Source organism: Paenibacillus sp. 01T431 (assembly GCF_056398625.1).
This window is the reverse complement of the sequence record NZ_JBFTPT010000011.1, coordinates 261914-284258: the sequence shown is the minus strand read 5'-3', so window position 1 is coordinate 284258 and position 22345 is coordinate 261914. Positions and strand designations below refer to the sequence as shown.

Annotated in this window: 20 protein-coding genes; 19 read left to right on the top strand and 1 reads right to left on the bottom strand. The window is 44.6% G+C overall.

Translation table 11 applies throughout. From position 1 onward, the window contains the following. The first annotated feature begins 6 nt into the window (after positions 1-6). The 19 genes from AC1DM9_RS21100 to AC1DM9_RS21010 all read left to right on the top strand — a co-directional run bounded on the left by AC1DM9_RS21100 (position 7) and on the right by AC1DM9_RS21010 (position 20285). Complete coding sequence (locus tag AC1DM9_RS21100; protein ID WP_477551690.1) at positions 7-870, top strand: alpha/beta fold hydrolase; 864 nt, start codon at positions 7-9, stop codon at positions 868-870. A 21-nt stretch (positions 871-891) separates the two neighbouring features. Next, on the top strand, positions 892-1554 hold the full coding sequence (locus tag AC1DM9_RS21095; RefSeq protein WP_441877392.1) for a DUF6483 family protein: 663 nt from the start codon (positions 892-894) through the stop codon (positions 1552-1554). Positions 1555-1607: 53 nt separating this feature from the next. Continuing rightward, on the top strand, positions 1608-2795 hold the full coding sequence (locus AC1DM9_RS21090) for a class I SAM-dependent methyltransferase (RefSeq protein ID WP_441877389.1): 1188 nt from the start codon (positions 1608-1610) through the stop codon (positions 2793-2795). Between the two features lie 124 nt (positions 2796-2919). Beyond that, the gene (locus AC1DM9_RS21085; RefSeq protein ID WP_256710986.1) at positions 2920-4596 is read left to right on the top strand and encodes a histidine kinase N-terminal 7TM domain-containing diguanylate cyclase; all 1677 of its coding nucleotides are present in this window, start codon (positions 2920-2922) and stop codon (positions 4594-4596) included. Between the two features lie 121 nt (positions 4597-4717). After that, positions 4718-5800, top strand: a complete 1083-nt coding sequence (locus AC1DM9_RS21080; RefSeq protein WP_441877386.1) for an HD-GYP domain-containing protein — start codon at positions 4718-4720, stop codon at positions 5798-5800. A 201-nt stretch (positions 5801-6001) separates the two neighbouring features. After that, complete coding sequence (locus tag AC1DM9_RS21075; protein WP_076269656.1) at positions 6002-6871, top strand: YitT family protein; 870 nt, start codon at positions 6002-6004, stop codon at positions 6869-6871. Positions 6872-6945: 74 nt separating this feature from the next. Next, on the top strand, positions 6946-8049 hold the full coding sequence (gene thiL / locus AC1DM9_RS21070) for a thiamine-phosphate kinase (RefSeq protein ID WP_477512780.1): 1104 nt from the start codon (positions 6946-6948) through the stop codon (positions 8047-8049). A gap of 13 nt (positions 8050-8062) precedes the next feature. After that, positions 8063-8551: a tRNA (adenosine(37)-N6)-threonylcarbamoyltransferase complex ATPase subunit type 1 TsaE gene (gene tsaE / locus AC1DM9_RS21065; RefSeq protein ID WP_441877380.1), complete on the top strand. Its 489-nt coding sequence runs from the start codon at positions 8063-8065 to the stop codon at positions 8549-8551. Then, positions 8548-9366: a tRNA (adenosine(37)-N6)-threonylcarbamoyltransferase complex dimerization subunit type 1 TsaB gene (tsaB, locus tag AC1DM9_RS21060; RefSeq protein ID WP_441877377.1), complete on the top strand. Its 819-nt coding sequence runs from the start codon at positions 8548-8550 to the stop codon at positions 9364-9366. The genes tsaE and tsaB overlap by 4 nt, the downstream gene beginning before the upstream one ends. Next, a complete protein-coding gene (rimI, locus tag AC1DM9_RS21055) occupies positions 9363-9851 on the top strand; it encodes a ribosomal protein S18-alanine N-acetyltransferase (RefSeq protein WP_339207222.1) in 489 nt (162 codons plus the stop codon). Before tsaB ends, rimI begins: the two co-directional genes overlap by 4 nt. Positions 9852-9889: 38 nt before the next feature. Then, positions 9890-10933 (top strand): tRNA (adenosine(37)-N6)-threonylcarbamoyltransferase complex transferase subunit TsaD, encoded by a 1044-nt coding sequence (tsaD, locus tag AC1DM9_RS21050; RefSeq protein WP_441877589.1) that lies wholly within the window; start codon positions 9890-9892, stop codon positions 10931-10933. A 963-nt stretch (positions 10934-11896) separates the two neighbouring features. Then, positions 11897-13462, top strand: a complete 1566-nt coding sequence (locus tag AC1DM9_RS21045; protein ID WP_477581999.1) for a 2-isopropylmalate synthase — start codon at positions 11897-11899, stop codon at positions 13460-13462. Positions 13463-13566: 104 nt separating this feature from the next. After that, positions 13567-14379 (top strand): methyltransferase domain-containing protein, encoded by an 813-nt coding sequence (locus AC1DM9_RS21040; protein WP_477581998.1) that lies wholly within the window; start codon positions 13567-13569, stop codon positions 14377-14379. A gap of 536 nt (positions 14380-14915) precedes the next feature. Continuing rightward, entirely contained in the window at positions 14916-15659 is a 744-nt protein-coding gene (locus AC1DM9_RS21035; protein ID WP_076269663.1) for an ABC transporter ATP-binding protein, read from the top strand. A 63-nt stretch (positions 15660-15722) separates the two neighbouring features. Further along, complete coding sequence (locus AC1DM9_RS21030) at positions 15723-15950, top strand: hypothetical protein (protein ID WP_441877367.1); 228 nt, start codon at positions 15723-15725, stop codon at positions 15948-15950. A 48-nt stretch (positions 15951-15998) separates the two neighbouring features. Next, a complete protein-coding gene (locus AC1DM9_RS21025) occupies positions 15999-16928 on the top strand; it encodes a polyprenyl synthetase family protein (protein ID WP_477581997.1) in 930 nt (309 codons plus the stop codon). Between the two features lie 129 nt (positions 16929-17057). Further along, a complete protein-coding gene (locus tag AC1DM9_RS21020) occupies positions 17058-17228 on the top strand; it encodes a competence pheromone ComX (RefSeq protein ID WP_339207229.1) in 171 nt (56 codons plus the stop codon). 32 nt (positions 17229-17260) lie between these two features. Beyond that, positions 17261-19657 (top strand): ATP-binding protein, encoded by a 2397-nt coding sequence (locus AC1DM9_RS21015; protein WP_477581996.1) that lies wholly within the window; start codon positions 17261-17263, stop codon positions 19655-19657. Continuing rightward, positions 19635-20285, top strand: a complete 651-nt coding sequence (locus tag AC1DM9_RS21010) for a response regulator transcription factor (protein ID WP_076269667.1) — start codon at positions 19635-19637, stop codon at positions 20283-20285. The genes AC1DM9_RS21015 and AC1DM9_RS21010 overlap by 23 nt, the downstream gene beginning before the upstream one ends. A gap of 124 nt (positions 20286-20409) precedes the next feature. Here AC1DM9_RS21010 and AC1DM9_RS21005 read toward each other — a convergent pair whose 3' ends face one another. Then, positions 20410-22344: an ABC-F family ATP-binding cassette domain-containing protein gene (locus AC1DM9_RS21005; protein WP_477581994.1), complete on the bottom strand. Its 1935-nt coding sequence runs from the start codon at positions 22342-22344 to the stop codon at positions 20410-20412. Position 22345 lies beyond the last annotated feature (1 nt).

The following is a 22345-nucleotide window of genomic DNA, read 5'->3' as shown; positions in this document are numbered from 1 at the left end:
GAACAAATGACAAATGAAAATAGCAAAGAAGTATACTCAATCGCACAGCGTAAGCTTTTTTTGAATAACGGATTGGAGCTTGCATATTATGATTCCCATCCGGATGACGGAGGCGCGGCGGATGGCATTAGCGAGGTTGTCGTTTTGCTGCATGGCTACTGCGGAAGCTCTTCCTATTGGGAGCATATCTTGGATGGGCTAGAGCAATCTGTACGTATCATTGCGCCAGACGCACGCGGGCATGGAAGAAGCTCTGCGCCAAGTGATGAGGTTTATACGATGGAGTTGTATGCGGAGGATATTGCTGAGCTGCTTATCAAGCTGCAAATTCATAATGCAGTATTGCTTGGGCATTCCTTAGGGGGCTATATTACTCTTGCATTCGCTGAAAAATATGCGAAGAAGCTTTCTGGCTTTGGCCTGATCCATTCAACAGCGCTAGCAGATAGTGACGCTGCCAAAGAAAACCGTGATAAAGCAGCAGCGGCTCTCGAGCAAGATGGCGTGAAGACATTCGTTGATGGTCTTATTCCTAAGCTGTTTGCTCCCGATAATGTGGAGGCTTTGTCCGCTGAGGTTGAGCAAGGAAAGAAAATAGGCTATGGCACATCCCTGCAAGGCGCAATCGGCACAGCAAAAGGAATGAAGGCACGTCCAAACCGGACGCAGGTAATCGAGCAATCTGAGCTGCCAGTACTTCTTGTTGCAGGGGTGTCAGATAAGGTTATTCCGGTGGAAAGTGTTTTTGCAGCATCAAACGGCTGGGCCGTGAAAGTGGAGCTTGGCAGCGCAGGTCATATGGGAATGATCGAAGAGCCGAAGCAATTGATCAATGCTATTCTTAGCTTTGTAAAGAATAAGCAGCAGTAGATTGGCGAGAGGGGGAACCAGATGTTTCAGCGCGATTATTTCATGCGAATGATTGAGCAAATGACAGAAGCAGTCGGTCAAATTATGAATTTGAGGCGAGAGCGCAAGCACGAGGAGGCTTTGCTCTACATCGATGAGCTTCTTGATACAAAGTTTAGGCTAAGCAGCAAGCTTATTCGTTCCCTTTCGGATGAAGACTTACTGAAAATGATGACGACGAACGGGATATTGGAAACGGATCATTTGCAAGCCATCGCTCTTCTGATGAAGCAGGAAGCTGAATTGACTGCCGACTTGGGACGCGAGGATGAGAGCTTCATCGCGTATGTGAAGTCGCTGCATTTGTTTCTAAGATTGTCGCTAGTAGATGCGGCACCAACGATTACCGAGCCCCGCGAACAAATAAAGGAGCTGCTTGAGCGGCTGAAGCCTTATGAATTGCCCCTAGCAACGAAACGTTTGTTAATGGAATGGCTTGAAGCAGAAGGGCGTTATGACGCTGTTGAAAATATGATGCATGAGCTGCTTGAAGATAACGCGCTGACGAACGAGGAAGCAGAAGCAGCCTATAAACGAATATTGTTACAACCAGACGAACGGCTTGAAGCGGGAGGGCTGCCGCGCGAGGAGATAGAGCAGGGAATTGAAGACCTTGCCAAGCAGCAAACAGACGATATAGCATAAGCGTACGTATAATGAGCTTAGCTTCAAAACTGATTTAGGAGTGATTGGACAGCATGACGGAACAATGGCAGCAAGAAATTACGAAATGGATCACTGGCAAAGAGCTGCTGCAGGCTACGCTTAGCCAGCCGAAGCGGAAGGACGGAACCGCAGCGCCTAAAACAATCATTCGTCCCATTGAGATGAAGAACGGCTTGTTTTATCAATTTGAATATCATTTTGCAAACAAGGTTACGCATGACAATGTTGCTGAGCCGCAAGCGGCTGAGCGAGTCATCGATTTGCTGCAGGAGAACTACCGTCAGGCGCTTGTAAAAACGAACGAGGCTGACGTTCAATTGCTCTTTAGCAAAAAAGGGAAAGCGGCTATTTTAAAGAAACCGCCAACTGGTGATTCGAGCAAAGCGAATTTGCAGCATAATCGGCAGAAACAGCGTATTTTGTCCGAGAGTCAAGCGGCCCCTTTTCTTGTTGAGCTTGGCATTATGACGCAGGAAGGGCTTGTCCACGCCAAAAAACAGGATAAATACAGACAAATCAATCGTTTTCTAGAGATGGTAACGGATGTGCTTGCGTATTTGCCAACGGACAGGGAAATTACGATCGTTGATTTTGGCTGCGGCAAATCTTATTTAACGTTTGCGCTTTACCATTTGCTTGCAGTGGAGCAGAAGAGGAATATTAACATTATTGGACTTGACTTGAAAGCCGATGTCATTGCTTTCTGTTCGGAACTTGCGGAGAAGCTGGGTTATGACAAGCTTAAGTTTCTCGTAGGTGACATTGCTGAATATGAAGAGCTGCAAGCTGCTGATATGGTTGTCACTCTGCATGCATGCGACACGGCTACGGATGCTGCGCTTGCCAAAGCTGTTAATTGGGGAGCCTCCGTTATTATGTCGGTACCTTGCTGCCAGCATGAGCTGTTCAAGCAGGTAAAGAGTGATGTTTTATCTCCGTTACTCTCTCAAGGCCTGCTGAAGGAGCGTTTTTCCGCACTCGCCACGGATGCCGCAAGAGGAACTTTGCTGGAGGTTTTGGGGTATAAGGTTTCGATGCTGGAATTTGTAGATCCAGAGCATACGCCAAAAAATCTGCTCATTCGCGCGGTCCGTTCAGAGCAGCATGGGCTTTCTATGAAAAAATGGGAAGAGTATGAGCAATTTCGTCAGTTTCTGAACATTTCCCCGTCGCTGGAGCATATGCTTTCCGAACGATGGCCTAATCATATCTCCAAATAATATTGCTTATTGGCGAATGTTACACTTTGAATTTTTTGAGGGTAAGCAATTGTCGATAGTATTAACATTTGCTACAATGGAAGAAGATGGCTATCAAATGAATGGGTGAACCGTATTGGAATGGATGATCTGGCTAGACTTTAGTATGTTTCTAGTGCTGCTCGGCTTGTTTTTCTACGTGTTTGCCTCCAGCAACGTTACGATTTTGCATCGTATGTATTTGACTTTGCATGTCGTTTTTATGTGTTGGACGCTTTTTCAATTTGCGTCCCAGACGACAACTTCTGCGCTCTTTAGACTATTTTACGTTTCCATATCGTATGTAGGGCTTTCTCTGCTTGGAATTGGATGGTTCGTATTCATCGTATATCTCACCGGCCAGTCGTATGTTATACGAAAGAGCCGGTTGTTCATTTTAGCGATGCCCGCGCTTATTTCTGTAGCTGTGGTTATCATTAACCCAAATGGCATGTTTCTACGAATTAACGATCAGCTAAGTCCGCTCAAGCAGCTAGAGCAAGGGCCGTTGTACTGGATTATGATTACGCAATTAATTGTTTATGTAACCGTTTCTTTTGTTATTATGTTCTACAAGCTGCGCGGCGAAAATTCGGTACGGCAGCGCACATTAATCAAAACCGCAATAAACGGTATGTTTGTACTCGTTTCGTTTGCTATAACAGATTTATTTATCAATGTTCTATTAATTGAAAAAATGAATCAATATATTCCGCTTATTTCAGTAGGAATGGCTGTTGCCGCTGTTTATTTGGTACATGCCATTAGACGGAACAAAGTACTCGATATTATTCAAACCGTACAAAGAGATGTAATGAATACGATGTCGATGGGTATTATCGTGCTCGATGAGAACGATATCATTATTGATGTAAATAAAGTAATAAAGCCGATTCTGAGGCTGCGCATTGGCGACAAGTTTAATTCCGCTCATCTAGGACCGCAATTTAAAGGCGAGGTTACTAGAGATATTGCTGCTTTTTTTGAAGAGCAGAATAAGCGTCCGATGGACAGGCTTGAGATGGAAATTGCAATTCAGCATGACAAGCATAGGCATATTATCGTACAGTCTGCGCCTATATTGAACAATAAGAAGACATTGGTAGGCAGAGTACTGACCTTCCAAGATGTGACGGAGCTTCGCCTGCTAGTCGAAGAAACGAATGTTCAGAACGAGCTGCTTCAAGATCGAAATCGCGATCTGCTTATTATGCAGGACGAGCTGTTTCAAGCGAATAAGAAGCTTGAGCATATGGCGATTACTGACGGTTTGACCGGCTGCTATAATCGGCGTTACTTGCTCCATCAATTGGAGCAAGAAGTGATTGCTAATATTCGTTATGGCATACCCTTCTCTATATTTTTATTTGACCTCGATCATTTTAAATTGATTAACGATAAATATGGCCACTTAATTGGTGATGAGGTGCTTTGCGGTACGGTTGATGCCGTTAGAGGAGTTCTGCGATTTACGGATATATTAGCTCGTTATGGCGGAGAAGAATTTACGGTGTATTTGCCGCATACCAACCGAGACCAAGCCGATCAGATAGCGGAGATTCTTATGGAATCGGTTGAGCAAAATAAAATAAACACGGGAACCTCTGAGGAGCCGGTATCGGTAACGATAAGCATGGGCGTAATCTCTATTGAACATGTTGACCCAACCGATTTAGTAGATCCAAAAGCTTTCTTAAGAGAGTTGCTTGCACAGGCAGATGCCGCATTATATGAGGCCAAGTATAATGGACGTAATCGGATTGTTAAACGAAAATTAGCCTAGCAGCCTGAACAATATGTTTAGGCTTTTTCGTGTTTGCTGCATAGTCAGTTGGACATAGTTCTGATAAAATGGATTTGATCCGGTTACAATCGCTAAACTATCAAAGGCGGGAACTAATCTAATGAGAAAAACGCAGATTGGAATGGTCAAGCCGGGAGACAAGGTGGCTAAACCCATTTTTCAAGAAAACGGCAACGTGCTTCTAGGAGAAGGGGTTGAATTGAATGATCGTTACATCGATCGATTGCGGAACTTAGGCATCGATTTTCTATTCATAGAGGATGGGTTGACGGAGGATCTGATTCCTGAAGATACGATCCGTGATGAAACGCGTAAGCAAGCGGTCGATACTATTTACAAAACGATGAACTCCTTCAAAGACCAGACCGTAACAAAAGGGCGAACGATCGCACCGGATATGGGCCGCAATTTTCGGGCGGTATTCGGCCAAATTATGCAGGATTTATCCTCAAGACCAAACATGCTGGTTAATTTAACGAGCATTCATGCCATGGAAGGTTATTTATTTCAGCATTCCTTTAACGTGGCTGTGCTTTCAGGCATTATGGGCATGGCAAAGGGCTTTAATCGCAATCAGCTTGAAGAGCTTGGCATTGGCGCGCTGCTCTTCGATATTGGTATGACAAAGGTGCCGCCAAAGCTGCTGGCTCATACCGGCGGTTTATCGCTGGCGGAACGTGAAGTCATCAAAAGCCATGCGAAGGACGGGTTCGATATATTACGCAAGTATCACGATATATCTATCGTTTCTGCACACTGCGCGCTTCAGCATCATGAACGATTTAACGGATCAGGTTACCCGCGCGGGCTCAAGGAAAGTGAGATTCATATGTACGCTCAAATCGTAGGATTAGCGGACACTTTTGATGCATTAACTTCACCAAGACCTTATCGCAAACGGTACACGGCAAGCGAAGCGATTGAGTTTTTATTTGCTGCCGGCGGCACCTTTTTTGATCTGGACTTGATTAAGCTGTTCTGTCGGCATATATCAATATATCCAGTTTCGACTTCGCTTTTGCTTAGCACTGGTCAAGTTGGTGTCGTTTCAGAAAATACGGAGCTCGCTGTCCATCGTCCCCGTATACGAATTATTATGGAGCCAGACGGCACAATGCCGGCATCGCCTTATGAGATTGAGCTCAAGAACGAGCTTCATATTACAATCGTAAAGGAGTTGTAATTATTTTTTGTAGGAAATAGGCGCTATGTCTTTCGCGCTTACTTGAATATTAAACACGGATAGAAACCTTCTCTTAGAGGCAAATTGCTGCTAAAGTGGAAGGTTTCTTTTTTTGCAATAATGACAGAGTTGCTTTATATCTGGTACTTTTTAAGGTAAAATAATGAGAAATAGAGCTAATAGGGGGATGTGCGTACATTTATGGGATCATTACAGCACCACAAACTGTCCAAGCTCGAAGTGTTGCGAAGAGTGCTGTTTATTACACTAGGCGCTGCGCTCGTCTCAGTTGGGCTGGAAATCTTTCTAGTACCAAATCATATTATTGATGGTGGTATTGTCGGCATATCGATCATGGCCTCCTATTTAACGAAAGTGCCGCTTGGTCTTTTTCTCTTTCTTCTTAATCTTCCATTTTTGTTCCTTGGTTACAAGCAAATCGGCAAAACCTTTGCAATATCGACGCTGTACGGCGTTTCGGTCATGTCGCTAGGAACGTTTTTGCTTCATCCCGTACCGCCTCTTACGGTAGAGCCTTTTCTAGCTGCTATATTCGGCGGTGTCATTTTGGGCATTGGCGTTGGCATGGTTATTCGGTTTGGCGGATCGCTCGATGGTACCGAAATTGTTGCGATCGTGTTTAATAAGCGTATTCCTCTTTCGGTTGGCGAGACCGTTATGTTTTTCAACTTATTCATTCTCGGCAGTGCAGGCTTCGTGTTTGGCTGGGATCGGGCGATGTATTCGCTTATCGCGTATTATATTGCTTATAAATTGATTGATATTACGATCGAGGGCTTCGATGAATCCAAAGCGGTGTGGATCATTAGCGATGAAGCGAAGGAAATCGGCGCAGCGATTATGAGCCGTTTAGGACGCGGAGTTACTTACCTGCATGGCGAAGGCGGCTTTACTGGCGGCAGCAAACGCGTTATTTTTTGTGTCATTACGCGGCTTGAAGAGGCGAAGATGAAGTCGATTGTTCATGAGCTTGACCCTGTGGCGTTTCTTGCCGTCGGCAATATTCACGATGTGAAGGGCGGACGGTTTAAGAAACGGGATATTCACTAATGATGGTAGTAGTCAGTTTCTAAGAAATGCGCGGCCGATTTGGCTTGCACAGATCGGCCCACTTTTGCTTTGAGATGAAGGAGACCAGCAATTTGGATGAGTTTGCGAGTATTCATCATTGGACGGCAGGCATGCAAGGAAGTGCTTGGCAGCGCGAGCGCGGCGTGGTTATAGGGATAGGCGATGATACCGCCGTAGTTGATCCCGCTTCTGCTGCGGATGGCATTGCTGCTCCAAAGCGGATACTGCTGGCCGTCGACACGATGGTGGAGACGGTACACTTCAAGCCGTCGACGATGCGGGACGAGGATGTCGGCTATAAGGCGCTTGCCGCCAACATTAGCGATATTGCCGCGATGGGAGGCGTGCCTTTGCATGCGCTCGTCTCGGTCAGCGTGCCGCCATCGTATACGCCGGAGCGAATGCGGAGGTTGTATGATGGGCTGTACGAGTGCGCCGAGCGCTACGGGGTTGCCATTGTAGGCGGCGATACGACGTCGGCGCCGGAGCATTTGGTTGTCGCTGTAACGGTGGTTGGCACCGTGGAAGCAGGGCGTGAGCTGTGTCGCTCGGGCGCAAAGCCGGGCGATGCAGTGTTTGTGACCGGCGCCGTAGGCATGTCGGCGGCGGGATTGCATGCGCTCCTTGCAGAGGAGGAGCGCGTGGTGCTGCAGCCCGCGGATTTCAGCGCGGGTAGGGAAGGTTTGCTAGTGCAGGCGCATCAGCGGCCAAATCCTTCAGTGCGTGCGGGAAGGCTGCTGCTTGAGCATGGGAGCTGTCGTTCACTTAATGATGTAAGCGACGGCCTGGCGAGCGAAGCATGGGAAATTGCTGAAGCGTCGGGGCTTCGCCTCGTGCTTTATGAGAAGCTTCTGCCAAAGAGCGGCAGCTTGGCCGCTTACGCTTCAAGTGCAGGAATAGATCCGCTGGAATGGATGCTGTATGGCGGAGAAGATTACGTCTTGCTAGGCACGATGGCACCAGAACATGCGGAAGCGATGCGAGCAGCTTTTCATCAAGAAGGTATTCCTTTTTTTATTATTGGAGAAACCGAGATGGGTGAGCCCGCTGTTGAGCTCATTCGACATGATCAAGCTTTTAAGGAAAAAGAGTCGCTGCCTCATTTGGAGAAGAGAGTTTTGCTTAAGAAACGCGGATATAATCATTTTTCGACATGAACGGGTGAATAGCATGCAACAACAGATAAGCCATGCCACTTGGCTGGCACAAACGGAACATGACACTGTAACGCTAGCCGAACAGCTTGCAGCTTGGGTAAAACCAGGTACATTGCTTGCATTGGATGGTGATCTGGGCGCGGGAAAAACTAGATTTTCACAAGCTTTTGCAGGCGCAATCGGTGTGAGAGGCATTGTGAATAGTCCGACTTTTACAATTATTAAAGAATATGAAGGGAATCAGCTTCCCTTTTATCATATGGATGTCTACAGGCTGTCGCTGGAGGAAGCGGATGAGCTTGGTTTGGATGATTATTTTTATGGCGATGGCGTAACGATTGTGGAATGGGCTAGCTTGATCAAGGAGCTGCTGCCAACTGAGAGGTTGGAGCTGTATATTGAGCATCTTGGCGATGAAGCACGGCGCATACAATTGACCGGCTATGGTGAAATTTACGCAGGCTGGTGTGAAGCTTTAAGCAAGTTAGGAGCAGACAGATGAGTAATGAGCAGAGAAATCAAACGGGACCGATACTCGCTTTAGATACGTCCACGGCGTCGATGGCAGCTGCTATCGTTAGCGGTCATGAGGTGCTTGCGGAAATTCAAACGTTAGCGGAAAGAAACCATTCTGTACACGTTGTGACGCATATTCAAGAAATGCTGCGAAAAAGCGGCCTTGCTACTACGGACATCGAGGCGATTGCGGTTGGGAATGGACCAGGATCATATACAGGAATGCGTATCGCGATCTCTGTAGCAAAAACGTTGGCATGGGTATGGAACAAGCCGCTGGTGAGCGTGTCCAGCTTGGAGGCCATAGCATATGGCGCTTGGCATCAGCAGGTGAGCGGAATTGCGGAGCTGGAGAAAATGCATAATGGCGAGCATTGGGTATTTCCGATTATGGATGCAAGGCGCGGTCAGGTGTATACATCGGCTTTCTTGATGACGGATGCATCTGAATGGACTCGCTGGCTGGATGATGGCGTTCGTATTATGAAGGATTTTGTAGATCAGCTTGAGCAGCGATTAGCGAATTTGCCGGCTGGAAGCATACGGAGCATCTCACTTGTCGGCGACCTGTCGCTTCACGAAGAAAGCGCGATGCGCTTGAAGCAGATTGGCGAGGCAGCAGGCGTTATCGTTCAGCTTCAACCCTTTATCCAAGAGGGCAAATGGATAGCAGAGCTTGGCCTCAAAAGACTGCAGTCAGGTCTAATAGAAGATCCGCATACTCTTATTCCTAACTACACTCAGCTAACTGAGGCTGAGGTCGTATGGAAGGCAAAGCAGGCAGGTGAAGCTAAGGCATGAAATTAGAAGTGAACAAACTCATTTTTCGAGCGATGACTATGGCAGACATACCCGCTATCGTTGCGATTGAACAGGAAGCCTTTACGAGTCCATGGACTGTGGAAGCATTCACGAATGAGCTCATGAACAACTTATTTGCTCGCTATATGATTATGGAATATGAGGAACAAATAATAGGCTACGGCGGCATGTGGGTTATTATGGACGAAGCGCATGTAACGAATATTGCGGTACGCTCAGATTATCGCGGGCAAGGTTTAGGAAACTGCTTGCTTAATGAGCTGCAGCGGACGGCAGTTTTCTTTGGCGCGGTAAAGATGACGCTAGAGGTTCGTCCCTCCAATGAAATTGCGCAAAACCTTTATCGGAAATACGGTTTTGAGCCTGCCGGCATACGCCCGCGGTACTACTCGGACAACAATGAAGACGCGCTTATAATGTGGGCTGAGCTAGACAAAGAGCGGTTGAAGGTAAGGGAGCAATGAATGTGAATCAATCGAAACAGGCAGTGAATGAACAGCCAATGAATGATCTTGTTTTGGCGATTGAAACGAGCTGCGACGAAACGTCAGCGGCGGTTATTCGCGGTGGAAAACATATTTTATCGAATGTCGTGTCCAGCCAAATTGAAATACATGAACGATATGGCGGTGTAGTTCCCGAGATTGCATCGCGTAAACATGTAGAGTCGATTACATTGATAATAGAACAGGCTGTCAAGGAATCAGGGCTGACGCTAAAGGATATGTCAGCTATCGCAGTCACACAAGGTCCCGGTCTTGTAGGGGCTTTGCTCGTAGGTATTGTAGCGGCCAAAAGCCTGTCTATGGCATTAGATATTCCATTGATCGGTACGCATCATATTGCAGGTCATATTTATGCAAATGAGCTCGTTCATGACATTATATATCCATGTATGGCGCTAGTTGTTTCGGGGGGCCATACAGAGTTAGTGCTGTTAAAAAGTGAAGGTGATTTCCAAGTTGTTGGCCGTACTAGGGATGACGCAGTCGGTGAAGCATATGACAAGGTAGCGCGTGCGCTGCACTTGCCTTACCCAGGAGGGCCGCATATCGACAAGCTTGCAGTCGAAGCAGACGAATCGATTACTTTGCCTCGTGCATGGCTGGAACCGGATAGCTATGATTTTAGCTTTAGCGGCTTGAAATCGGCAGTACTAGCGGTTATTAATCAGACGAGAATGAAAGGTTTAGTCCTGAATGAGGCGGCACTTGCTCGCGGATTCCAAGAGTCAGTCACTGAGGTGCTCGTCACAAAAGCTCTGCGCGCAGTCAAACAATATGGTGCGAAGCAGCTGCTGCTTTGTGGCGGCGTGGCAGCGAATAAGGGCTTGAGGGCAGCTTTAAGTGCAAAGTGCGTGTCAGAACGTGTGCCTCTGCTTATACCGCCGAATTCGCTGTGTACAGATAATGCTGCAATGATTGGAGCAGCGGCTTATTTGAAGCTAAAACGGTCGCAATTCACAGATCTTGACATGAAAGCTGACCCTGGTTTATCGCTTGAGAGCTGGTCAGTGAGCAATATGCCACATTCGTTGGCTGAATAGGGGCTAATAAAAAATATTTTCAATTGGAATTGACAGACAATTTATTAGAGCATATAATAAGCAACAATACTTCAAACTTCAACTTCATACGTTACAAACGCAAAGAACAGGAATAGTAAAGCTTGTCCGGGAATGTCTGAAACGTCACTATGAATGTGCATCATTCATACGTCGTTATGACACAAGAGAGCTGCGGGATGGTGCAACGCAGTCGAAGGATGCTTGAAACTCGCCTGGGAGCGGAACAGTGGAAACGATGGCAGCATGAGTTCATGCTGATAGCCATGCAGGTACATTGTTACGGTTAACCACCGTAATCGGGTGCATGTGAGTCAACATCCGGAGTTGGCCATATGCTTAAGTTGGGCGTCCCTGCTCGTTTGCGAACGTATGGGTGTCAACAAGGGTGGTACCGCGCGGGTCATAATAACCTGTCGTCTCTTGATTCAAGAGATGACAGGTTTTTCTTGTTGTCTTGAAGTGAAGGATTTAACGATTTAATGAGCAGCAACAATCCATATAGAGTAAAAACGCAATGAACAGGAGCAGTAGAACAGTAGGCTGGCAAAACGAATTTCAAGATATGTTCATCAAAAGCAGATGAACGAATTGAAATCGTACAGAGAGCTGCGGGGTGGTGTGACGCAGTCGAAGCTGAGGTTTGAATCTCGCCTGGGAGCGGAACGTGGGAAGCAAGCTGTCATAAAAGACAGTTTTTGTCTACAACGTTACGGTTAGCCGCCGTCATCGGGCATTTAAGCGGGCTCGGTTCCCGCAGCAAGCTATTCAATATTGCCTTTTTTGCAAGGCAGCATTGTTTAAGCTTCTGCAGCAAGAATCGGTCAATTAGAGTGGTACCACGGCAGCGTAAGCGCGTCGTCTCTTACAAGGAGACGACGCGCTTTTTTTTGTACCCAAAAATGAAAAAAATACATCCAAACGAATCCCTAGGAGGAATTAACAATGACAAACGAAATGAAAAAAATCCAAATTTTTGATACAACTCTTCGTGATGGCGAGCAGTCACCAGGTGCTTCAATTGATCCTGAACGTAAAATTATTATTGCACGCCAGCTTGGCAAGCTTGGCATTGATGTTATTGAGCCAGGTTTCCCGGTTTCCAGCCCAGGCGAATTCGCGGCTGTACAGCAAATTTCACGTGAGCTTCAGCATGTAGAGATCGCAGGTTTTGCGAGAGCGGTAAAGGTTGATATTGACGCTGCAGTGAAAGCGACACAGGATGCAGCACGCAGACGCCTTCACTTGTTTATATCCTCCTCCGATATTCATCTTAATCATCAGCTTCGCAAATCTCGGGAAGAGGTCATTAAGATCGCGAGAGATATGGTTGCTTACGGCAAGCAATTCGTAGATGAAATCGAGTTTTCTGCAATGGATTCCACACGATCTGGCAGAGACTTTGTCATTCAGCTCGTTGAGGCGGTTATTGCGGAAGGTGCGACTATCATTAACCTGCCGGATACGCTTGGTTATGCTATGCCAGAGGAAATGAGCGAGCTGTTCCGCGCGGTGCGCAAGCAAGCCAGAGGCGGAGAAACGGTGAGATATAGTGCCCATTGTCATAATGACCTAGGCCTTGCTGTAGCTAACAGTATTTCTGCTATTAATGCAGGTGCCACACAAATTGAAGTGACTGTAAACGGGATTGGCGAACGCGCGGGCAACTGCTCTCTAGAAGAGCTGGTTATGGCAATAGAAACGCGCAAGGATGCTATTCAAGCAGAAACAAACATTAAAATTAGCGAAATTTATGAAACCTCTCGTTTGGTTAGCCGCGCTATGCATTTCCCGATTGCTTACAATAAGCCAATCGTTGGCCGCAATGCATTCCAGCATGAATCGGGCATCCATCAAGACGGTTTGCTGAAAAACCGTAACACGTATGAAATTATGGATCCGGAAGCGATGGGCATTTCGCGGAACATGATTATATTGGGCAAACATTCCGGCCGCCATGCGATTAAACATCGCCTTGCTGAGTATGGCATCGATATGACAGAAGTGCAGCTGCAGGATGTGTACGATAAATTCAAGGAAGTCGCTGATGCTCAAAAAATCGTGACAGATGATGAATTGATTCGTATCGCAGGTGAGCTGACACAGACGCAGCCAGATCCATATGTACTGGTTGATCTGCATGTTCACGCGGGTACGCAGCCTTCACGTACAGCGACGGTTACCATCTGTGAGAATGAGTTTGGTGTAGAACAATCTTATATCGCAATGGGAGGCGGCCCTATTGAGGCAGTGATCCATGCCATTCAACAAGCGATTCCAGTAGCAGCGGAGTTCGAGGATTTGGAGCTTCATTCGCTATCAACTGGCGAGGATGCTCACGGTGAAGCGGTCGTCAGCATTATTCATCAACAGAAACGATTCCGCGGTACATCCATTCATAGTGATATTGTGCTTGCAGCCGCTCAAGCCTATGTTTCAGCGTGCAATCAAGCAGTTATGACGACAGGCAGCAGAGTAGTAGAAGTAATCCAAACTAAAGCTGCCAACTAATTTCTCATAAGGCCAACGGATTGCTTTTCCCATAGTAGAGTGAGTTCTTTCTATTATGGGAATAAGCGCTGCTGTGGGCATAAAACCTCAAGGAGGTATATGTGATGAGTAAAATTATTCAATATTATAATCAGTTTGATGAATGGGGGCGTCTCGATAGAGCGCCCCTTGAGTTTATCGTCAACTGGCATTTTATTCGAAATTACTTGCCTGCGCGTGGACATATTTTGGATAATGGCGCCGGGCCTGGAAAATATGCGATGGAACTAGCTGATAGCGGCTATGATGTCACGTTAACAGATTTGACCCCAAGGCTGGTACAATTAGCCGCTGAGAAGGCAGAGGAGCTTGGGCTGGCAGATCGTTTTAAAGGTTTCCGCGTTGCAGATGCTAGAAGCTTGAGCTCGTTTGCAGATGAGACTTTTGATGCTTCATTGATGATGGGACCGCTCTATCATTTACAGAAGGAAGAGGATCGTGAACAGGCGGTTAAGGAGCTATATCGTGTAACACGGAGCGGAGGTTATGTGTTTATCGCTTTTATGACACGGATTAGACATTTGCTTACTGCTCTTGCTTATCCGCAAAGCTGGAAGCCTCTCGATTCAATGGATGAGATTCAGCAGTTTATGGATTCGGGTGTTTTTAATCATACAGATGAAGGCAGATTCACGGGAGCCTATTACTATGATATCGATACGATTACGCCGTTTATGGAAGCGCAAGGATTTGAAACGGTCAAGTTGATTGGTTCCTCCAGCGTTGCAGGAGCCCTTACAACGGAGCAGTTCGATTATTGGAGGTCTCAGGGAAACAAACAATTCTCTGATTTCATGCAAATGATTTATGATTCTGCTGAAAATATTCATTTATTAGGTTCAGCTTCACATTTGCTTTACATCGGAATTAGAAAATAGCCATAAAAAATTACCAAAATTAGTGTTGTGCACAAAGTTATCCACAATGAGGCTTCATTTTGTGGATAAAAGAGTGAAATGCCCGAAAACACTGGATTTACGAAAGATCAATATTGTGAACGGAAAGGGGATATTATTTGCGGGGTATAACTGTGGATAATGTGTATAACGTGGATAAAATAAATAAATGTAAGAAATTGTACCTATAAAACGACGGATTCCGCTAAAATGCTACTCTTATACGTAGGTACTATCGACAGAATTAACTAACAATTTATACAGAACTGTTGATATCTCTGTGGATAATGGTGATTGGTTGTTTATAGCAGCTTTTGGAATCATTAGTAAGCTTCCTTTTGTTTTGCGCTAGCATTGCGGTCACGCAAAAAAATTGCGTGAATTACTAGACAGGTTTTCGGTGAAAAAGTTAACGGTATGCGTTATCTTGAAACTATGACGCATACCAAAACATAAATCTCACCTTATAGCTTTTAGTGATAGGCAATGCTTAAGTGTGAATGGAGGTTAACCAAGGAATGGATAAGCAAACGATCATTCAGGTAAGCTCGGTCAGCAAGTACTATGGTGCGAATAAGGCAGTAGATCAGGTTTCCTTCAAAGTAAACGAAGGTGAAATATTCGGTATTATCGGTACGCACGGCGCGGGAAAAACGACGCTGCTAGAGATGCTAATGGGGATTCGTATGCCCGATCAAGGCAGTATACGCATCTATGGACATGATGTGGTGCTGGATGCAGAAAAATTGAAGGAAGACATCGGAATTCATCTGCAAAGCACAACCTTAGTAGATAAAATGAATGTTCGAGAGGCAATGGAGCTTTTCCAAGGTTTTTATAAACGGAAAAATAATTTGGATCACATCATTGAACAGTTTGGGCTTAGTCCATATTCGGATAAACTAGTTAAACGTTTATCAGGCGGTTGGAGACAACGTACGGCACTAGCTATCGCATTGGTGAACGATCCAAAAATCATATTTTTGGATGAACCCACAACAGGACTGGATCCGCAAGCCAAACGTGATTATTGGTCACTGCTGCAGATTCTTAGACAACAAGGGAAAACAATTATTGTCGCTTCTCATGATATGGAGGAAATTCAGCGCAATTGCGATCGCGTATGCGTGATGCGCAAGGGAGAATTCATTACTTGCGATAACCCGTCTACACTTATTGCACAGCTGCCTGGTGGCGGCATGACAATGGAAGCCGTTTATATGCATCACGCAGTTGAGATGAATGGGAGTGTCAGCATATAAGAAAAACAAAAACTGAAAGTATGTTTATTGCACATGTATTCCTCAAGGAGGGCTTTTTAGTAAATGGATCATCGAGATCGCATCGAAAGTCCGTCAGTCGAGCGCAGAAAACTATTGGAGAAGAGAATGGAGATGATTACAAACTTAATCAGTCAAATGAATGAGGGGGAGAGTCAGAAGCAAGAAGATCAAAAGCAAAAAAAACAAAAGCGCAGAGGCGACTGCAACGGCATAAGGACACTACATCGGATAGGACGATTCGTAACTGTATTTCAGCGTATGTTTATGTAACGATTTAGTAGTATAATATAATGATCTTGATTTGGCGGAGGATCGATTGTGAACGATTGTATTCCACTCATTGGTCAACACATGCGTTTATTGGTTCAGCGTTTCTTTACAGCTGAGCCTCTTGCACGTTATGCAGAGCAGTTTATTGCGGACAAGCTTGAAGAGACGATTCGATTTGGTCAACTGACGGTTATTCATTACCGCATGTTTGGCGGAAAAGGCGAAGACCCCATAAAAGCAGCTGCTGCAGTCGAACTATTTATTTTGGCGTCGGATATATTGGATGATTTGCAGGATCAGGATGTTCCAAGCAAGCCTTGGATGAAAGTCCCAATGCCTATTGCCATTCATATAGCATCCTCTCTACTAACCTTGTCGCAGCAAGCAATGTTAAGCAGCACATCTAATCATGAGATTCGATTGGCACTCACAGAAATGATGAATGCGCAGCTTCTGAAGGCCGCAAATGGTCAAATGCTTGATATTATGAATGAAATGAACGACGAGGAATCCTATTTGGATGTCGTAAAACAAAAGTCTGCTACGCTTCTTCAACTAGCGTGTATGGCTGGCGTAATGTTGGCTGGTCGCCCTTGGAATGAAATCGTTGCAGAATATGCGCTAGAAATAGGTGTTTCAGCTCAAATTCAGAATGACCTCCGAGATTTGCTGCGATGGGATGAAAAAAGTGATTTTCTTCAACGTAAATGCACCTTGCTTACTCTGTATTTAATAGAAGGAGAAGCAGAAGAGGATCGCTGGATTAAAGAGTATTTTGAGGGTCGGTTAACTTCCGAAGAAATTGCGATGAAAAGAGAGCTTTTTCTTGAAACCTGTGAAAGAACAGGAACTATACTATATGGCTCTGTCATGAGTCGGATGCACTATAATCGCTTTGAGGAATTAGTAGACTCCATACAGGAAATAAGTCCTTGGAAAGCGGAATTTTTGCACATAATAAACTCTAAAAATGCATAACAACAAACCACGCAAAACGTCTTTCGGTAAATACGAATCACTTTTGCGTTTCCTGTCGTATCTATTCCTGTTATAGTAGAGAAGAAGAAAAGATTACTAATATAGTAGTAGAGAAGCGGAGGAGTTAATATGTTAAAAGAAGCTATTCGTCAGTTGGTAAGCAACACTGAAAAAATGTCTATGGCTATGGGTGGACAAATGCAAGTAGCAGGTGTTTCAGTTGCTGAACAACGCGCTCTTCTTGGCGAACTAAAGAACAAAAACGAAAAAAATAGCGGCTACGCATACATGTGGAATTAGCATACTGATTTGTAGGGAAGGAAGAGGAGTGCATGAGACCTAACTTATTTAACCGAATTGTTGCAATCCTCTTCCTGTTTGTCTTGTTAGGTTCTGTTTTATATTTAACCTCGGTAATCGTAAGAATTCCTTCAATCGGTGCTGTACTAGTGGAGGAGCCAGGTAATCGTTATTTTGTTAAGTCGATAGAACCAGCCGGACAAGCGGATGTAAAAGGTATTGAAATAGGCGATCAGATTTTAGAAATAAACGGTGATTCAGTACAGGATTTTGAGTATGTAAAGAAATATAATTCAATTGAATCCGCAGATTACGTTCTTGTTTTACATAAGGATAAAGTTACACAGAAAATTGAGTTTCCCAAGGGGTGGACAGGCGACCATTCGTTATGGGAGCTGCTGATTCAGTTGTATATCCCTGGTGTTTCACTCATTATTTTTTGTGCGTTTTCAGGATTTTTGTATGCAAAACGAAGGAATGATAAGGCTGTAATCATTCTTATTTTGTTTTTTATTTCGATTGGCTTAAGTTACTATAGTTCTGCAGCATCAAGTCGAAGCGATTCTGTTGGGCTTACTATTATTTATTTGGTTCTACCCAACATACCATTGCTGTTTATGAGCTTCATGAACATTTATTTAAAGCGATTCGATGTTCATTTTATTAGTAAATCAATATTGAACACTCTATATGGGATTGTGGGTTTTGTAGGGATCATAAGCTTAATTTATATCTGGACAGATTTAGCGTCAAATAACATCTATACCTATATTCAAATAGCCTATAGCAGTTCTGTGCTGATAGGTAATTTTGTATGCGTTTATATGCTTGTGCGAAAGTTTATAAAGCATCGGCGTACAAAGCTGCATTCTCTGTTCACCATTACGTTGATCTCGCATCTAGTTGCTTTTACTCCGTTTGCATTAATGAACTTGCTGCCTCAAATTATTGGCAAGGACCAAGTTTTTCCAGCCGCTTTTACTGCGCTATTCCTATTCTTATTACCTATCGTTTATTTCTATCTGTCTACCTCAAATCAATTATTTGATATTGACTTTATTCTAACTAGATTTAAATATTATACGGCGCTAGCCTTTATTCCAGCTGTCATTGTGGCGGCACTTGTAGCGTTCGTATTACTAGGAGAGAACAATCCGTCATGGTCCGCGTGGTTTGGCRTATTTTTTGTCATTTACATCGGAATGACGTTGTTTTTATATGGGAAGGAACAAATTGATCAAAGGTTCAGACCTAAGCTCTTTAAGGCGATGTATAGTTATCAGGATAGTCTGGATCGTTTCTCGCGAAAAATCGCTAGAGTAATGAAGCAAAGCGATTTGGAAGCTGTGCTCAAACAAGAGATTAGTGATCTGCTGCCAGTTAGTCGGATTACTTTTTTACTTATTGAGCAATCGGAGAATACCGTATACCCGATGGGCGATCATCCTGAGGAACTTATTACTGCTGAGTTTTTGCTCGGAACTGTAAATTCCTTACAGGTGGGCGAGTTAATCGAGCTGCCTTATGGACTCGGTCTTGTAATCGGCAGACAACGGTCTAGGTATCATATTTTGTGGATCGGCATGAAAACCAATCATACGCGCTTTAATTCGGACGAGCTTCGTTGGCTTAAGACGATGTCCAATTATTCCAGCATCGTATTTGAGAATCTATATTTAATTGAAGGTTTAATTGAGGATTTAGAGTCGGAGGTTCGCAAAGAGCATTCAACTTCACCATGGGTGCTGCGCCTTCTATTCTGTTTGTCTGAGAACGAGAGAAGAAAACTTGCTGCTGACTTGCATGACTCAGCGCTGCAAGATCAGCTGCTTTGGTACCGGAAGCTTGAAGCCATTATGATGGACTATCCGATTTCGAATAGTTTGGGACGCGAGCTGGAGGATATTAAAGAAGGATTACTCGATGTTATCCATCAAATTCGTGAAACTTGTAATGAACTGCGTCCACCGCTTTTGAAGGAGATGGGAGTAGTCGAGGCTGTTGAATCGATTATCGAGCATACTCAAATGCGTGTTAACTTTGCAGTGGATTTTCGTGCAAAATCATTTAATCGTCCGCTTAACGAGGAACAAATTACGGCGATTTACCGGATCGTACAGGAATTGCTGCGTAATGCGGACAAACATTCTCAAGCTAAATTAGTTGTTCTTGAGCTTGAGCTGCGCAAAGGAACGATATATTTCCGATATCAAGATGATGGTGTCGGTATGGATGTAAATCAAATGAGTGTTTCTTTTGAACATATGGGCTTGTCAGGCATTAAAGAGCGGGTGACTGGTCTGGAAGGTGACATATCATTTTATTCGGAAAGCGGTAACGGCTTAGAGGTTGTCATCTTGCTGCCAGAGATCATGACAGCCGGTAGATCGGAGAGGGGTATATCGCGTGATTCGTATCTTATTAGTTGATGACCATCCTTCTGTCGGAGAAGGAACCAAAACAATGATTGAGCAAGACAGCGAGATGTCGGTATCGGTCGTTTTGTCCGCCATTGAAGCGCTCGATATTGTACAAATCCAGCAATTTGATCTCATTTTATGTGATTTGAATATGCCAGGCATTAGTGGATTGGAATTAACGAAACGTCTTATTCAACAGGATCCGGAGCGCAAGGTTATTATTTACTCGGGCTATGAGATTGGCTCGCATTTTAACTTGCTGATTGAATCAGGCGTCTCTGGTTTTATTTCCAAGACAGTATCAAGAGAACAGCTTCATAATGCGATTCGATGTGCCATGAGAGGGGACACGGTTATTCCGATCACCTTGTTAAAGCAGCTTAGAAGGCATGAAGTAACGATCGGACGGACAGAAGTAGCTGTTGAAGATGTGTCGATTAATGAGAAAGAACAGACCATATTACATGAAGTAGCCACTGGAATTAGCAATAAAGAATTGGCAGCTATGCTTCATGTTAGCCAGCGGAATGTCGAATATCAGCTGTCGCGTATATTTGATAAACTCAACGTGCGGTCCCGTTCGGAAGCAATTAAGGAAGCACAGCGTTTAGGCTTGATCAGCTTAGAACAATACTAGAATTAGGTTAGATAACTCTAGTTTGTTTAGGTGGTTAAGTAGGATAGGAATGAATAAAACCGGCAGCTAAAGGATTATCCTTAAGCTGCCGGTTTTAATTGATTTACGAATTGATTTACGAAACTTACATGTATTGTTCCCATTCCTCATATGCGGCCGATAGTGAGGTTTTAACAGCTTCAATGGCAGCTTGAATTTCTTGTATACGGATGTAATCATTAAAAATCGCAGGATCAGTAAGCTGTAATTCCAAATCGGTTATTTGCTGCTCGAGCGTAGCGATTTCCAGTTCTAATTGTTCAACTTTACGCTGACGTGTACGTTCTTCACGTTTTGCTTGCTTGTCCGCCTCATAAGAGTTGGCAGGTGAAATGTCGGATACGGCTGTTGTTTTTGAGTTTGAAGCCTGTTTTGACAGTGCTTCGAGCCGTGCTTCTTCGATTTCACTTTTTTTCTCTATCATTTCGTCATAATTTCCTAGGAAATGATCAGTACCTGACGACTTTAGTTCGACAATTCGTTCAGCCATCTTGTTTAGGAAGTAACGATCATGCGAAATGAAGAGCAAGGTTCCTTCATAGTCAAGCAATGCAGCTTCAAGAACTTCTTTGCTAAATAGATCGAGATGGTTGGTAGGCTCATCCAAAATAAGGACATTGGCCTCTGCAAGCATAAGCTTCGCTAGAGATACACGTGCCTTCTCACCGCCGCTAAGGGAAGAAATTCGCTTGAGTACGTCTTCGCCGCTAAATAAGAAGTTGCCGAGCACCGTACGAATACGTGCCTCCTCCATATGGGAGTAGCTGCCCCAGACCTCTTCAAGAACAGTATTTTGGCCGTTCAGCCTCGTTTGTTCTTGGTCATAGTAGCCGAGTTTGACGTGAGTTCCAAACTTAATTGTACCTGTTGTTGGTTCATTTTGACCGACAATAACCTTTAGCAGTGTTGATTTCCCAATCCCGTTCGGACCAATTAATGCAACGGTTTCACCACGAGTGAGCTGGAAGGATACATTTTTAAAGATAGGTGTGTCCTTACCCGGGAAAACAACGGAAACCTCATTAACAGCAAGTACGTCTTTGCCTGTCGAACGCTCGATTTCAAAAGTGAAATGAGCTTTTTTCAAATCACCTTGCGGCTTGTCCAGGCGATCCATTTTGTCCAAAGCTTTCCGTCTGCTTTGTGCACGTTTGGTCGTTGAAGCTCGAACAATATTTCGTTGAACAAATTGCTCCATACGCGAAATTTCGTCCTGCTGTTTTTCGAATTGACGCATATTGATTTCGTATTCGGCAGCTTTCAGCTCCATATAGCGGCTGTAATTTCCAGTATACCGCTTGGAGGTATGACGCTCGATTTCGATAATTGTTTGAGCAAGAGCATCTAGGAAGTAACGGTCATGGGATACAACTAAGATGGCACCCGAATATCCGCGCAAATAGGACTCTAGCCACGTTAAAGTCTCAATGTCGAGATAGTTGGTAGGCTCATCAAGCATGAGCAGATCTGGTGCTTGAAGCAATATGCGAGCGAGTGCGAGCCGTGTTTTCTGGCCGCCACTTAATGTTGATATTAAAGTGTCAGCTGGAAATGTTCCGAAACCCATACCGTGAAGAACACTGTTAATGCGCGTGTTGACCTCGAAACCGCCTTGCTCGCGGTACCAATCTGAACGCTTGGCATAACGATCGAGTATGGCTGTATAACGTTTCTCATCCTGATGAAGTTCGGGATCTGCAATTTTCACTTCAAGATCACGAAGCTCTTGCTCTGCTTCAATTAGATGTGAGAAAACGGCAAGCATTTCTTCACCAATCGTTCGATTGGATTGCAATCCGCTATTCTGTGCGAGATAACCAATTTTAGTTTCTTTGGCTTTATGAATAGCGCCAGAATCTGCGGACATTTCGCCTGCAATGATTTTGAGCAGTGTAGACTTGCCTGCACCGTTCACACCTACGAGACCAATACGTTCTCGTTCCAGCACTTGCATCGAAATATTGGATAATACGACATTTACGCCGTAGCTTTTTGTTACGTTAGAAACCTGCAGCAGCATT